The sequence below is a fragment of the Rhizobium sp. T1470 genome (assembly GCF_042140505.1).
Classification (GTDB): Bacteria; Pseudomonadota; Alphaproteobacteria; order Rhizobiales; family Rhizobiaceae; genus Rhizobium; species Rhizobium favelukesii.
The window spans coordinates 657,395-670,425 of sequence record NZ_CP148091.1 but is presented as its reverse complement, the minus strand read 5'-3'; the positions used below and the strand labels follow the sequence as shown (position 1 = coordinate 670,425).

Annotated in this window: 15 protein-coding genes; 13 read left to right on the top strand and 2 right to left on the bottom strand. The window is 60.7% G+C overall.

The window, feature by feature from the left end; translation table 11 throughout:
• Positions 1-29: 29 nt before the first annotated feature.
• From tsaB to trmB, 12 genes are all read left to right on the top strand, one after another.
• The gene (tsaB, locus tag WGT02_RS03350) at positions 30-689 is read left to right on the top strand and encodes a tRNA (adenosine(37)-N6)-threonylcarbamoyltransferase complex dimerization subunit type 1 TsaB (RefSeq protein WP_208249119.1); all 660 of its coding nucleotides are present in this window, start codon (positions 30-32) and stop codon (positions 687-689) included.
• Positions 686-1,186: a GNAT family N-acetyltransferase gene (locus WGT02_RS03345; protein ID WP_176703582.1), complete on the top strand. Its 501-nt coding sequence runs from the start codon at positions 686-688 to the stop codon at positions 1,184-1,186. Before tsaB ends, WGT02_RS03345 begins: the two co-directional genes overlap by 4 nt.
• A gap of 36 nt (positions 1,187-1,222) precedes the next feature.
• Positions 1,223-1,651 carry a Fur family transcriptional regulator gene (locus WGT02_RS03340; RefSeq protein ID WP_024314517.1) on the top strand — a complete coding sequence of 143 codons (429 nt, stop codon included), beginning with the start codon at positions 1,223-1,225 and terminating at the stop codon, positions 1,649-1,651.
• Positions 1,652-1,681: 30 nt separating this feature from the next.
• On the top strand, positions 1,682-2,479 hold the full coding sequence (locus tag WGT02_RS03335) for a 1-acyl-sn-glycerol-3-phosphate acyltransferase (RefSeq protein ID WP_024314516.1): 798 nt from the start codon (positions 1,682-1,684) through the stop codon (positions 2,477-2,479).
• 48 nt (positions 2,480-2,527) lie between these two features.
• Complete coding sequence (gene miaB / locus WGT02_RS03330) at positions 2,528-3,937, top strand: tRNA (N6-isopentenyl adenosine(37)-C2)-methylthiotransferase MiaB (protein WP_024314515.1); 1,410 nt, start codon at positions 2,528-2,530, stop codon at positions 3,935-3,937.
• A gap of 18 nt (positions 3,938-3,955) precedes the next feature.
• Positions 3,956-5,008 carry a PhoH family protein gene (locus WGT02_RS03325; protein ID WP_024314514.1) on the top strand — a complete coding sequence of 351 codons (1,053 nt, stop codon included), beginning with the start codon at positions 3,956-3,958 and terminating at the stop codon, positions 5,006-5,008.
• A complete protein-coding gene (gene ybeY, locus WGT02_RS03320) occupies positions 5,008-5,523 on the top strand; it encodes an rRNA maturation RNase YbeY (RefSeq protein ID WP_024314513.1) in 516 nt (171 codons plus the stop codon). Before WGT02_RS03325 ends, ybeY begins: the two co-directional genes overlap by 1 nt.
• Entirely contained in the window at positions 5,520-6,686 is a 1,167-nt protein-coding gene (locus WGT02_RS03315; protein ID WP_208249121.1) for a hemolysin family protein, read from the top strand. Before ybeY ends, WGT02_RS03315 begins: the two co-directional genes overlap by 4 nt.
• 77 nt (positions 6,687-6,763) lie before the next feature.
• Positions 6,764-8,365 carry an apolipoprotein N-acyltransferase gene (gene lnt, locus WGT02_RS03310; RefSeq protein ID WP_208249124.1) on the top strand — a complete coding sequence of 534 codons (1,602 nt, stop codon included), beginning with the start codon at positions 6,764-6,766 and terminating at the stop codon, positions 8,363-8,365.
• 152 nt (positions 8,366-8,517) lie between these two features.
• A complete protein-coding gene (locus WGT02_RS03305; RefSeq protein ID WP_007789368.1) occupies positions 8,518-8,937 on the top strand; it encodes a helix-turn-helix domain-containing protein in 420 nt (139 codons plus the stop codon).
• Positions 8,938-9,120: 183 nt separating this feature from the next.
• Positions 9,121-10,374 (top strand): methionine adenosyltransferase, encoded by a 1,254-nt coding sequence (metK, locus tag WGT02_RS03300; protein ID WP_024314510.1) that lies wholly within the window; start codon positions 9,121-9,123, stop codon positions 10,372-10,374.
• Positions 10,371-11,072 carry a tRNA (guanosine(46)-N7)-methyltransferase TrmB gene (gene trmB / locus WGT02_RS03295; RefSeq protein WP_208249126.1) on the top strand — a complete coding sequence of 234 codons (702 nt, stop codon included), beginning with the start codon at positions 10,371-10,373 and terminating at the stop codon, positions 11,070-11,072. The genes metK and trmB overlap by 4 nt, the downstream gene beginning before the upstream one ends.
• A 7-nt stretch (positions 11,073-11,079) precedes the next feature.
• On the opposite strand, the gene WGT02_RS03290 is transcribed toward trmB, so the two are convergent.
• Both WGT02_RS03290 and WGT02_RS03285 read right to left on the bottom strand, forming a co-directional pair.
• Positions 11,080-11,337, bottom strand: a complete 258-nt coding sequence (locus WGT02_RS03290) for a DUF1150 family protein (RefSeq protein ID WP_024314508.1) — start codon at positions 11,335-11,337, stop codon at positions 11,080-11,082.
• A gap of 49 nt (positions 11,338-11,386) precedes the next feature.
• Positions 11,387-11,818: an Hsp20 family protein gene (locus tag WGT02_RS03285; RefSeq protein WP_024314507.1), complete on the bottom strand. Its 432-nt coding sequence runs from the start codon at positions 11,816-11,818 to the stop codon at positions 11,387-11,389.
• A gap of 262 nt (positions 11,819-12,080) precedes the next feature.
• Between WGT02_RS03285 and WGT02_RS03280 the strand changes: the two genes are divergently transcribed.
• Complete coding sequence (locus tag WGT02_RS03280; RefSeq protein ID WP_024314506.1) at positions 12,081-13,025, top strand: nucleoside hydrolase; 945 nt, start codon at positions 12,081-12,083, stop codon at positions 13,023-13,025.
• The last annotated feature ends 6 nt before the right edge of the window (positions 13,026-13,031 follow it).

Genomic DNA, 13,031 nt, shown 5'->3' with positions numbered 1-13,031 from the left:
CGGGAACGCTTTATTCGGAAATTGATGCCATGATCATACTGGCGCTCGACACCGCAGGTGTGGATTGCGCTGCCGCTCTTTATGACAGCGGCAGGGATACGATGCTGGGGGAGGCATCGGACATGATCGGCAAGGGGCACGCAGAGCATCTGATGGGGATCATCGATCGCGCGCTGAACCAGGCGGGCGCGGCGCTTTCGGCCGTCGATCGCATTGCCGTCACCATCGGTCCAGGCTCCTTCACTGGCATTCGTGTCGGCGTTGCCGCCGCGCGCGGCTTTGCGCTGTCGCTCGGCGTTTCGGCCGTCGGCGTCACCACGCTTGCGGTGATGGCCGAAGCGCAGCGGCTGAAGACGCCGATGCACCCGGTGCTCGCCGCCATGGATGCCAAGCGAAACGAAATCTACCTGCAGGCCTTCGATGCCGACGGCGAGCCGCTTGATGAAGCGCGTGCCGTCACCGTCGAGGAAGCGCAGGCATTCGCCGCGACATTCGAAGGCGAAATCATCGGTTCGGCCACGCCTCTCCTGAAGCCGGACACGACCGGCGATCACGCCAACCATTTCCCGATTTCCATCGTGGCGCGCCTCGGCGCCGCCTCTGATCCTTCTGCCGGAAAGCCGAAGCCTCTTTATCTGCGCGGACCCGACGCCAAGCCCCAGGCCGGGTTTGCAATTGCGCGAGTATGACCATGTTGGAATCCTATTTGACGCTGAAGCCGGAATTCGAAATCGTCGCGATGGATGCCGATGATTGCCGCGCTGTCGCGGCTCTGCACGGTGAACGTTTCGCCCGCCCGTGGGGCGATGGCGAGTTCTACAGCCTGCTCAGCCAGAACACCGTTTTCGGCTTCGTGGCACGCCAGACCAATGCATTCCTCAAGAAGCCGTTGCCCGGCTTCGTGCTGGCTCGCCAGGTCGCCGGCGAGGCGGAAATCCTGGCGATCGCCGTGCAGACGAAGGTCGCACGCGCCGGCCTCGGCTGGCGCCTGATGCAGGCCGCGATGCGCGAAGCACACGCGCGCGGCGGCGAGAGCATCTTTCTGGAGGTCGATGACGGCAATGCGGCGGCGCTCGGCCTTTACCGCAAGCTCGGCTTCGAGAAAGTCGGCGAACGCAGGGGATACTACAAGGATGCCAAGGGCGCGGTTTCCACAGCGCTTGTCATGAAGCGCGTTCTTCGCTAGTCCGTTGCTTGAACGTTGACTATCGGAAGGCAGCCCATGACTGACGTCGCCAAGACCCTCGAGGAGCTTTGCGCTGAACGCGGCATGCGCATGACCGAGCAGCGCCGGGTGATCGCGCGCATTCTCGAGGAATCCGCCGACCACCCTGACGTCGAAGAACTCTATCGGCGCTCGGTGAAGGTCGACGCCAAGATCTCGATCTCCACGGTCTATCGCACCGTGAAACTGTTCGAGGACGCCGGCATTATCGAACGCCACGACTTCCGAGACGGCCGCTCGCGCTACGAGACGGTGCCGGAAGAGCATCACGACCACCTCATCGACCTCAAGTCGGGTGTCGTCATCGAGTTTCACTCGCCCGAGATCGAGGCACTGCAGGAACGCATCGCCCGCGAACACGGCTTCAAGCTGGTCGACCATCGGCTGGAACTTTATGGCATTCCGCTCAAGAAGGACGAGCGCTGAGGCCATGATCGCAGCTGGGGAGTCTTCGCTTTGATCGCCTGGCTGCGCGTCGGCCTCGCCGGCATCGTCATTCTCCTTGCCAGCATCCTGCTCATGCCCTGGCAGCTCTTGGCGCTGCGCTTCGACTGGAAGCTGCGACGCTGGCTGCCCCGCATCTGGCATCGCATTATCTGTTTCTGCCTTGGCATCCGCGTTCGCGTCCATGGCAAGATGGAAACGCACAGACCGTTGATGCTTTGCGCCAACCATTCGTCGTGGATGGACATCATGGTGCTGTCTGCTGTCGCCGACGTTGCGTTTATCGCCAAGATCGAAGTGCGCGACTGGCCGATTTTCGGCACGCTGGCGAAGCTGCAGAAGAGCGTCTTCGTTGTGCGTGAGGAAAAGCGCAAGACCGGCCACCAGGCGAATGAGATTGCGACCCGCATGGCAAATGGCGAGATCGTTGTTCTGTTTCCGGAGGGCACGACCTCGGACGGGAACCGGCTCCTGGAGGTCAAATCCTCGTTGTTCGGCGCAGCCGCGATGGCGGTTCCAGCTTCGCCAACAGGCGCTGTCGTAATCCAACCGGTCGCGGTTGCCTATACCGGCGTCCACGGGTTGCCGATGGGGCGTTATCATCGCCCGCTCGCCTCCTGGCCCGGCGACGTGGAAATGCTTCCGCACCTGAAGGATATGCTGCGATGCGGCGCCTTTGAGGTGGACGTCTGTTTCGGCGACGCGGTCGAATATCGCGGCGACAGCAACCGCAAGGAAGTCAGCGCGACGATTGCACGACGCATCCGCGCCATGCTTGGCGCGGCACTGCGCGGCCGCGACGCCGCGTAAGACAAGATTTCCTTTTCTAGTGCAGCAAAAACCACTAAATAGCCGCCCATGACCCAGGACAGCGCCCTTCTTCAGGCCCCGGAGACCGATCTCCGTGATGGCAGCAACAACCGCAAGGTATTCATCAAGACCTACGGCTGTCAGATGAACGTCTATGACTCGACGCGCATGAGCGACGCCCTCGCCCGCGACGGATACGAGCCGACGGAAAACATGGAAGAGGCCGATCTCGTTCTACTGAATACCTGTCATATCCGTGAGAAGGCTGCTGAAAAGGTCTACTCGGCGCTCGGGCGTCTGCGCGATATGAAGAAGGAACGCAACAGGGAAGGCCGGGAGTTCATGATCGGCGTTGCCGGCTGCGTGGCGCAGGCCGAGGGCGAGGAAATCCTGCGCCGTGTGCCCGCCGTCGATGTCGTGATCGGGCCGCAGACCTATCATCGCCTGCCGGAAGCGCTGCGCAAGGCGAAGGAAGGGCAGCGCATCGTCGATACCGAATATGCGCTCGAAGACAAGTTCGAGCATCTGCCGATCGCCGAGAGCAAGAAAATCCGCTCGCGCGGCGTAACGTCCTTCCTCACCGTTCAGGAAGGTTGCGACAAGTTCTGCACTTTCTGTGTCGTACCCTATACGCGCGGTTCGGAAGTGTCTCGGCCGGTCAGCCAGATCGTCGAGGAAGCGCAGAAGCTCGTCGAAGGGGGCGTGCGCGAGATCACGCTGCTCGGCCAGAACGTCAACGCCTGGCATGGTGTCGGCGCCAATGGTCAGGAATGGACCCTCGGTGATCTGCTCTATCGGTTGGCTGAGATCCCCGGGCTTGCGCGGCTGCGCTACACGACCAGCCATCCGCGAGACATGGACGATCGGCTGATCGAGGCGCACCGGGATCTGCGCGCGCTGATGCCGTACCTGCATCTGCCGGTGCAGGCCGGCTCCGACCGCATCCTGAAGGCGATGAACCGACGCCATACGGCGGCCGAGTATCTGATGCTGGTCGAGCGCATCCGCACTGCCCGCCCTGATATCGCTCTCTCCGGCGACTTTATCGTCGGCTTTCCGGGGGAGACAGACCAGGATTTTGAAGATACACTGCGTCTGGTGGAGGAGGTGCGCTATGCGCAGGCTTTCTCCTTCAAGTACTCGACACGGCCGGGCACGCCCGGCGCGGAACTGAAGGACCAGGTGCCGGAAGAAATCAAGGCAAAACGGCTGGAACGCCTGCAGGCGCTTCTTCTGAAGCAGCAGCAGGAATTTGCCGGTTCCTGTGTCGGAAAAACGATCGAACTGTTGCTCGAAAAGCCCGGTCGCATGCCAGGACAGCTTATCGGCCGTTCTCCCTGGCTTCAGTCCGTGAATGTTGATGCAAAAGAATTGCAAATCGGTGACATTATTAATGTGCGAATCACCGGAACCGGAACCAACAGCCTGTTTGCCGAGATTGCAGAGGCTGAGGTCTAACCCAAGGAGCCTGACCGCTTGAACGGACAAGAATTGGTTTCTTCTTCACCGCGCCACCCACGCATTGCGAGCGACGCCAATCACTTTATTCTGACGTTCGAGAACAATCGGTTCGCCAGTGAACTGTTCGGTCAGTTCGACCAGAACCTCAAGCTCCTTGAAGAGCGTCTGCACATCGACGCCCGAGCGCGGGGCAATTCCGTCGTTATTTCCGGAGACATCGTCGCCACCAACCAGGCGCGGCGCACGCTCGATTATCTTTACGAGAAACTCCAGAAAGGCGGCAGCGTCGAACGTTCCGACGTAGAAGGCGCGATCCGTATGGCGGTGGCCGCCGACGATCAGCTGAGCCTGCCGACGATGGAGAAGAAGGCCAAGCTGACGATGGCCCAAGTTTCCACGCGCAAGAAGACCATCATCGCCCGCACGCCGACCCAGGATGCCTATCTCCGGGCACTGGAGCGCGCTGAACTCGTATTCGGCTGCGGTCCGGCCGGTACCGGCAAGACCTATCTCGCCGTCGCCCACGCCGCTCAACTCCTGGAACGCGGCGTCGTTGAGAAGATCATTCTTTCGCGCCCCGCGGTCGAAGCCGGCGAACGTCTCGGCTTCCTGCCAGGCGACATGAAGGAAAAGGTCGATCCTTATCTTCGTCCGCTCTATGACGCACTCTACGACATGATGCCGGCCGACAAGGTCGATCGCGCCATTACCGCCGGCGTCATCGAAATTGCGCCGCTCGCCTTCATGCGTGGCCGTACGCTCGCAAATGCCGCCGTCATCCTCGACGAGGCGCAGAATACCACGTCGATGCAGATGAAGATGTTCCTGACACGTCTCGGCGAGAATTCGCGGATGATCGTCACCGGCGATCCGAGCCAGATCGACTTGCCGCGGGGCGTCAAATCCGGCCTCGTGGAAGCGCTCCAACTGCTGAACGGCGTCGAGGGTATCTCGATCGTACGCTTCAAGGATACGGACGTTGTGCGTCATCCGCTCGTCGGGCGCATTGTCAGGGCCTACGATTCCACCTATGCAACGGATACCGAAGAGGATAGCCGGCAGGGTTGATGGCGGAACTCGATATCCAGATCAGCATCGAGGAGGGCAATTGGCCCTCCGAAGATGCATTGCATGCATTGGCCGATCGCGTACTGGAAGCGGCCGCGACCTACCTTCGCGCGAGCCAGAAGCAGCCGTTTCCCAAGATGGTCCCAGAAGTCTCGCTGGTTTTCACCGACGACGCCTCGATCCAGGACATCAACGCGGAATGGCGCGGCAAGGACAAGCCGACCAACGTGCTTTCGTTTCCCGCCTTCCCGGTGAAGCCGGGCAAAGTGCCGGGGCCGATGCTAGGCGACATCATCATCGCAAGAGAGACCGTCGAGCGAGAGGCAGCTGAACTTGAGAAGAGCTTTGACGACCATCTAACGCATCTGATGGTGCATGGTTTCTTGCATCTCTTCGGCTACGATCATAATAATAACACTGAAGCCGAGATAATGGAGGGGCTCGAGACTCGCATTTTGGCGGTACTCGGCCTATCTGACCCATACGAGGGTCAAGACCTTAAAATGGAACCATGAGCGACTTTACGACGAGACCGGCCCCTGAGGCCAAGGACGCCGACCAATCCTCCTCTTCCGACGAGGGTGGTAGTAGTAGTAGTAGTAGTAGTAGTAGGCAGTCCGGACGATCCCAATCCTTCTGGTCGCGCGCAGCGCGCATCCTGAGACCACAGCAGGGCTCGCGGCTTCGCGAGGACATCGCCGATGCGCTGATGACCGACGCGGCCGACGGCGACGTCTTTTCGCCTGACGAACGGGCGATGCTGCACAATATCCTCCGCTTCCGCGAGGTGCGTGTCGCCGACGTTATGGTGCCACGCGCCGATATCGAGGCCGTCGATCAGAACATCACCATCGGCGAACTGATGATCCTGTTCGAGGAATCCGGCCGTTCGCGCATGCCGGTCTATGCGGATACGCTCGACGACCCGCGCGGGATGGTGCATATCCGCGATCTTCTGTCCTACGTTGCCAAGCAGGCGCGCAACAAGCGCCGCGGCAGCACCAAGACCCTCAAGCCGGCAGAGCCTCTGGTCGAGGTTTCCCCCGAGCACCTGCAGAAGCCGACGCGCTCCGCGAAGCCGAATTTCGACCTCAGCCGCGTTGACCTGCAGAAGACGCTTTCAGAGGCCGGCATCATTCGCAAGATCCTGTTCGTTCCGCCGTCGATGCTTGCTTCGGACCTCCTTCGCCGCATGCAGGTCAATCGCACGCAGATGGCGCTCGTCATCGACGAATACGGCGGCACCGATGGGCTGGCGTCGCATGAGGACATCGTCGAAATGGTCGTCGGCGACATCGACGACGAGCACGACGACGAAGAAGTCATGTTCAAGCGCGTATCCGAAGACATCTTCGTCGCGGATGCTCGCGTCGAATTGGAGGAGATCGCGGAAGCGATCGGACCGGACTTCGACATCACTGAGCAGGTCGACGAAGTCGACACGCTGGGAGGCCTGATCTTCTCCGAGCTCGGGCGCATTCCGGTGCGTGGCGAGGTCGTGCAGGCCCTGCCCGGTTTCGAGTTCCATATTCTCGATGCCGATCCGCGCCGTATCAAGCGCGTAAGGATCACCCGCAAGCGTCAGGCCATCCGCCGCCGCATCAAGATCGACGGCGACGGCACCTCTGGCGCGGATCACGGCGAAGAGCGGCAAACCGACGCTCCCACGACAAACTGATCGCCGCAAAGCACGACAAACGGCGGCTTTTTTGAAAGACTGCGTTGGGGTTGATTCGCAGCTTGATGGGAGTGCGCATGGAGCGGCTTGCAGACAGGGTTATCCTGGCCTGGGGGGTCAAGAGGGTTGCACTGGCCGCCCTTGCAGGCGCTTTCGGCGTTCTGGCCCTGCCTCCATTCGGCTTCTTTGCTGCCATGTTCGTGTCGTTCACGCTGCTCGTCTGGCTGATTGACGGCTCGGCTGCCGCTCCTGAGAGCGGCTTGATCGGCCGGCTGTGGCCTTCCTTCGCCGTCGGCTGGCTCTTCGGCTTCGGCTATTTCGTCGCCGGTCTCTGGTGGCTTGGCCATGCCTTGATGATCGATGCCGAGGCTTTCGCCTGGGCGCTGCCGCTGGCGATCCTCGGCCTGCCTGCCGTGCTCGCCATCTTCTATGGCGTTGCTGCCGCCCTGGCGCGCACCATGTGGTCCGATGGCATGGGGCGGATTGCGGCGCTTGCCGCGAGCTTCGGATTGCTCGAGTGGCTGCGGAGCGTACTTTTCACCGGTTTTCCCTGGAACGCCGTCGGCTACGGAATGACGCCCGTGCCGCTCATGATGCAATCGGCGCATGTCATCGGCATCATGGGCATTACTTCGCTCTCGGTCTTCATCTTCGCGGCTCCCGCGCTCCTCGGCACCCGCCAGGGCGCGAAGCTCGGCCTCTCACTGGCAGCCCTGCTTTTCGCAGTACATATCGGTTACGGCGCCTATATCCTCTTTGGCCCACAGCCTGCGCCGGCGCCGGACTCCAAGAGCCCGGTCATCCGCCTCGTTCAGCCGATGATCGAACAGACGGCGAAGATGGACAATGACGCCGACCGCGCCGCGATCTTCGAGAAGCACCTGAAACTCTCCGTCGAGCCGCCGAAGGATGGCGGTCGCAAGCCCGACATCATCGTCTGGCCGGAGACGTCCATTCCCTTCATCCTGACCGACAACCAGGATGCGCTCAGCCGGATCGCGGACACGCTCGACGACAACCAGATCCTGATTGCCGGCGCCGTCCGGGTCGAGGACATGGGGCCCGGCAATCCGCCACGTTACTACAATTCGATCTACGTCATCGATGGCCGTGGGCAGATCGCCGGCGCCGCGGACAAGGTGCATCTCGTGCCGTTTGGCGAGTATGTGCCGTTCGAAAGCATACTAGACGATTTCGGTATCCAGAACGTCGTGGAGATGCCGGGTGGCTTTTCGCCGGCCGCCACGCGGCAGTTGCTGACGTTGCCGACCGGGATCAAGTTCTATCCGCTCGTCTGCTACGAGATCATTTTCCCGGATGAGATGACCGGCGACCTCGGCGTGGCCAATGCCATCCTCAATGACACCAACGATGCGTGGTTTGGTGCGACACCCGGGCCCTACCAGCACTTTCAGCAGGCCAGGTTGCGCGCTGTGGAGACCGGCCTGCCGCTGATTCGCAACGGCAACAGTGGTATTTCTGCCATTGTGAACGCCCGCGGCGAGGTCATTGCCGGTCTCGGCCTCAACGAAACGGGCTTCGTCGACGCAACCATTGAGAGCTTCGGCGCGCAACGCGATCCAGGCTACCCACGCCAAACTTACTTCTGGTTGCTGGAAATACTTCTGTTTGCAATTGCGCTGGTTTCGCGTTTAGGTTTTGTTTTCAAGCAGAATTGACCGAAAACCCCTAAAATTGCATAGTGGTTGGGATCGGCGTTCTTAGCGTATGTTTCAAGGTGGTTGATAGAGACTTTGCAACGTGGCGTTTTGGGGATGGGTTTGGGCATGCCGGTTTGAACAAGGTTGAAAATTATTGTTAGGGCAGGACCATGATTGAGAACAAGAAGAGGCCGAACCCCATCGACATCCATGTTGGTAGTCGCATTCGCCTTCGCCGAACGATGCTCGGAATGAGCCAGGAAAAGCTCGGCGAGAGCCTTGGCATCACCTTTCAGCAGATCCAGAAATACGAAAAAGGCACCAACCGCGTCGGTGCCAGCCGCCTCCAGAACATCTCCAGCATTTTGAACGTTCCGGTTTCCTTCTTCTTTGAAGACGCACCCGGCGACCAATCCTCCGGCCTGTCCGGCATGGCGGAAGCCTCGAGCTCCAACTACGTTGTCGACTTTCTTTCGTCGTCCGAAGGGCTCCAACTCAACCGCGCCTTCGTGAAGATCACCGACCCCAAGGTTCGCCGTAAAGTCGTCGAACTGGTGAAGGCACTCGCTGCCGAGGCTGACAGCGAATAATAGCCACTTCAAAATTTGGAGAAAAACGAAAGCGGTCGCAACGGCCGCTTTTTGGCGTTTTATGGGCATAATTTGCCACTTCGCCGTAGATATAAAGATATATTTATGTCCTTCTACGCTTGTTTTTCCCGCGCGAACTGAGTACCTACTACGCAGCTTTTGTTCTTTGAGGGGAATCCCGGAATGCGCGCGAATTACCTTTTCACCAGCGAGTCAGTTGCCGAAGGTCACCCGGACAAGGTGTGTGACCGGATCTCCGACGAGATCGTGGATCTGGTCTACCGCGAAGCCGCCAAGACCGGCGTCAACCCCTGGGGCGTGCGTATCGCCTGCGAGACGCTGGCAACCACCAACCGCGTCGTGATCGCCGGTGAAGTGCGCCTGCCGCCGAGCCTGATGAAGAAGGACAAAGACGGCAAAGACGTCATCAACCCTTCGAAGTTCAAGGCCGCCGCCCGCCGCGCCATCAAGGACATCGGCTACGAGCAGGACGGCTTCCACTGGAAGACGGCCAAGATCGACGTGCTCCTGCACTCGCAGTCCGCCGACATTGCCCAGGGTGTCGACAACGCTGCCGACCAGCAGGGCGACGAAGGCGCCGGCGACCAGGGCATCATGTTCGGCTACGCCTGCAAGGAAACGCCGGATCTCATGCCGGCACCGATCTACTACTCCCACAAGATCCTGCAACTGCTGGCCACTGCCCGAAAGAAGGGCGACGGCGACGTCGCAAAGCTCGGCCCCGATGCCAAGAGCCAGGTGACCGTGCGTTACGTCAACGGCAAGCCTGCGGAAGTCACGTCGATCGTTCTCTCCACCCAGCATCTCGACGAAAGCTGGGATTCGAAGAAGGTTCGCGCGGTCGTCGAGCCCTATATCCGCGAGGCTCTCGGCGAGCTGCCGATTGCCGACGATTGTATGTGGTACATCAACCCGACCGGCAAGTTCGTGATCGGCGGCCCTGATGGCGACGCTGGTCTGACCGGGCGCAAGATCATCGTCGACACCTACGGCGGTGCTGCTCCGCACGGCGGCGGCGCGTTCTCCGGCAAGGACACCACCAAGGTCGACCGTTCGGCTGCCTACGCCGCCCGCTATCTTGCGAAGAACGTCGTTGCCGCCGGCCTTTCCGACCGCTGCACGATCCAGCTCTCCTACGCCATCGGCGTCGCACAGCCGCTGTCGATCTATGTCGACCTGCACGGCACCGGCAAGGGCGTGACGGAAGACCAGGTCGAAGCCGCGATCCGCAAGAACATGGATCTGTCGCCGACCGGCATCCGCCGTCACCTCGACCTCAACAAGCCGATCTACGCCAAAACCTCGGCTTACGGCCACTTCGGCCGCAAGGCGGGCCGCGACGGCTCGTTCTCCTGGGAGCGCACGGACCTCGTCAAGGCGCTCAAGGACGCCGTCAAGGTCAAGGAAGCGGCATGACCGACATGGAACGCCGCGGACGCGCGACCGAAGCCTTCTTCGGTCGCCGCAAGGGAAAGGCTCTGCGCGAGCATCAGGCAGAGCGACTGAACACCCTGCTTCCGGCGTTCCTCATCGATCTTTCAGCGGCTCCGCCCGAGCCGCTGAAGACCCTCTTTCCGGTGCCGACAGGCAGGCTGCGCCTGGAAATCGGTTTCGGCGGCGGCGAACATCTGATCCATCGTGCGCTGGAAATGCCCTCCACCAGCTTTATCGGTGTCGAGCCTTTCATCAATTCCATGCAGAAGCTGCTGACGAGCGTCGACAAGGCAGGCGCCAAGAACGTCCGTGTCTACAACGACGACGCGACGCAATTGCTGGACTGGCTGCCTGACGCCTCGATCGACCAGATCGATCTGCTTTACCCGGATCCGTGGCCGAAGAGAAAGCACTGGAAGCGCCGCTTCGTGTCGAAGACCAATCTCGATCGCTTTCACCGCGTGCTGAAGCCGGACGGGCTGTTCTGCTTCGCCTCCGACATCGACACTTACGTTAACTGGACGCTGCTGAAATGCCGAGACCACGGCGGTTTCGAATGGCTGGCACAGAATGCTGCAGACTGGCTGACGCCCTATGAGGGCTGGCCGAGCACACGCTACGAGGCCAAGGCGCGGCGCGAGGGCAGATCCTCCGCCTATCTAACGTTCAAGCGGGTCTGAGCCTGCCCTAGTGCAGGCTCACCGTCTTCAACTCATCCTCGGCAGCCTTGAAGAAGGTGCTGGAGCGGTTGTCCGTCAAAAGGATCGGCGTGCCATCGGCGCCGAACAGCGCCCAGAGGTCAACGCTCGGATCGATATCCGGTGCCTCGGGGAAGCACCTGGATACTTCCTCAGACCGCATTTTCCGGATGTAGGCGACCTCGCCGTTGCCGATGCCGGCAAGTTCGGTTTTGGTCAGGTGCGAATTGGCTTCTTTCATCAACATTCCTGTACCTCCACGAGAAGGGACCAACGGCTCAAGTTGCGCCGTTGTCCTACTGTGAGACCGAAATGTTAATTTTCTTCACCATACGGCTCGGCTCCGGACGGATGAGATCCACCGCGAGCAGCCCATTCTTGAGGCAAGCGCCCAAAACCTGCATCCCATCGGCCAGAACAAAAGTCCGCTGGAATTGACGTGCGGCGATGCCGCGATAGAGGTAGTCGCGCTCCCCCTGGTCGATCTGGCGACCATGAATCGAAAGCTGGCTTTCCTCGACAGAAACGTCGAGCTCCTCCTCGCTGAATCCGGCGACGGCAAGAGTTATGCGCAGCCTTTCCGGATCGCCGGAGGCGCGATCAGCGGCGACGCGCTCGATATTGTAGGGGGGGTATCCGTCGCTGGCCTTGGAAAGGCGCTCCAGCGTCTTTTCCATGGCGTCAAAGCCCAAAAGCAGAGGGCTCGCGAAAGGCGTCATACGGCTCATCGTCTCCAAGTCCTTGATTCAAGCGACCTTGCCAGACCTGAAAGACAGCATCCGGACGCTTCCAATATGGGAACTGCCTCACGCGGGCGCAAGGCAGATATCGGCGCCCGCTCCCAGAGAGCCCGCAAGGGGTCCGACCTTGACAAAGCAAGCGCTGCCTCGCATCAAACCCTGCCCGTACCGGCTGCGCCGATTTGCGACGGGAGTATAAACAAATGGTGCATGCCACGAAAACGCGCACCACGAGGACGGAGCGATCGGAATGGCAGACCCTAGAAAAATCATCATCGACACCGACCCCGGCCAGGACGACGCCGCGGCCATCATGCTGGCCTTCGGCAGCCCGGAAGAGCTCGAAGTGCTCGGCATCACCACGGTCGCCGGCAATGTGCCGCTCTCTTACACCAGCCGCAATGCGCGCATCGTCTGCGAGCTCTGTGGCCGGACCGATACCAAGGTCTTTGCCGGCGCCGCCAAACCAATCGCGCGAAAGCTGGTGACCGCTGAGCACGTGCACGGCAAGACCGGGCTTGATGGTCCCGTTCTCGATGAGCCCAATATGCAGCTACAGCCGCAGCATTCCGTGGATTTCATCATCGAAACGCTACGCAACGAGCCTGAAGGCACGGTGACCCTCTGCACGCTTGGGCCGCTCACCAACATCGGCATGGCCTTCCAGAAGGCGCCCGACATCATCCCGCGCATCCGCGAACTGGTGATGATGGGCGGCGGCTTCTTCGAAGGCGGCAACATCACGCCGGCCGCCGAGTTCAACATCTACGTCGATCCCGAGGCAGCCGATATCGTCTTGTGCTCTGGCATCCCCATCGTGATGATGCCGCTCGACGTCACGCACAAGCTTCTGACCCGAAAGGATCGCGTCAAGCGCATGGCCGATCTGGGCACGCGCCCGGCGATCGCCATGGTCGAGATGCTGGAATTCTTCGAACGCTTCGATGTCGAGAAGTACGGCTCCGATGGCGGTCCGTTGCACGACCCGACGGTTATCGCCTATCTCTTGAAGCCTGAGCTTTTCAAGGGGCGAACCTGCAATGTCGAGATCGAGGTGACGTCTGAGCTGACGGCCGGCATGACCGTCGTCGACTGGTGGCACGTGACCGACCGCAAGCGCAATGCGCAGGTCATGCGCGATGTCGATGCGGACGGCTTCTTCGATCTGCTGATCGAACGTTTCGCCCGCATCTGATGTTCA

What these genes read in the sequence shown, in the direction of transcription:
- WGT02_RS03305 (WP_007789368.1), top strand. Translation starts at nt 8,518, where the DNA reads ATGATTGAGAACAAGAAGAGGCCGAACCCCATCGACATCCATGTTGGT.
- WGT02_RS03345 (WP_176703582.1), top strand. Translation starts at nt 686, where the DNA reads ATGACCATGTTGGAATCCTATTTGACGCTGAAGCCGGAATTCGAAATC.
- metK (WP_024314510.1), top strand. Translation starts at nt 9,121, where the DNA reads ATGCGCGCGAATTACCTTTTCACCAGCGAGTCAGTTGCCGAAGGTCAC.
- WGT02_RS03290 (WP_024314508.1), bottom strand. Translation starts at nt 11,337, where the DNA reads ATGTTGATGAAAGAAGCCAATTCGCACCTGACCAAAACCGAACTTGCC.
- tsaB (WP_208249119.1), top strand. Translation starts at nt 30, where the DNA reads ATGATCATACTGGCGCTCGACACCGCAGGTGTGGATTGCGCTGCCGCT.
- WGT02_RS03285 (WP_024314507.1), bottom strand. Translation starts at nt 11,818, where the DNA reads ATGAGCCGTATGACGCCTTTCGCGAGCCCTCTGCTTTTGGGCTTTGAC.
- WGT02_RS03315 (WP_208249121.1), top strand. Translation starts at nt 5,520, where the DNA reads ATGAGCGACTTTACGACGAGACCGGCCCCTGAGGCCAAGGACGCCGAC.
- WGT02_RS03280 (WP_024314506.1), top strand. Translation starts at nt 12,081, where the DNA reads ATGGCAGACCCTAGAAAAATCATCATCGACACCGACCCCGGCCAGGAC.
- ybeY (WP_024314513.1), top strand. Translation starts at nt 5,008, where the DNA reads ATGGCGGAACTCGATATCCAGATCAGCATCGAGGAGGGCAATTGGCCC.
- lnt (WP_208249124.1), top strand. Translation starts at nt 6,764, where the DNA reads ATGGAGCGGCTTGCAGACAGGGTTATCCTGGCCTGGGGGGTCAAGAGG.
- trmB (WP_208249126.1), top strand. Translation starts at nt 10,371, where the DNA reads ATGACCGACATGGAACGCCGCGGACGCGCGACCGAAGCCTTCTTCGGT.
- WGT02_RS03340 (WP_024314517.1), top strand. Translation starts at nt 1,223, where the DNA reads ATGACTGACGTCGCCAAGACCCTCGAGGAGCTTTGCGCTGAACGCGGC.
- miaB (WP_024314515.1), top strand. Translation starts at nt 2,528, where the DNA reads ATGACCCAGGACAGCGCCCTTCTTCAGGCCCCGGAGACCGATCTCCGT.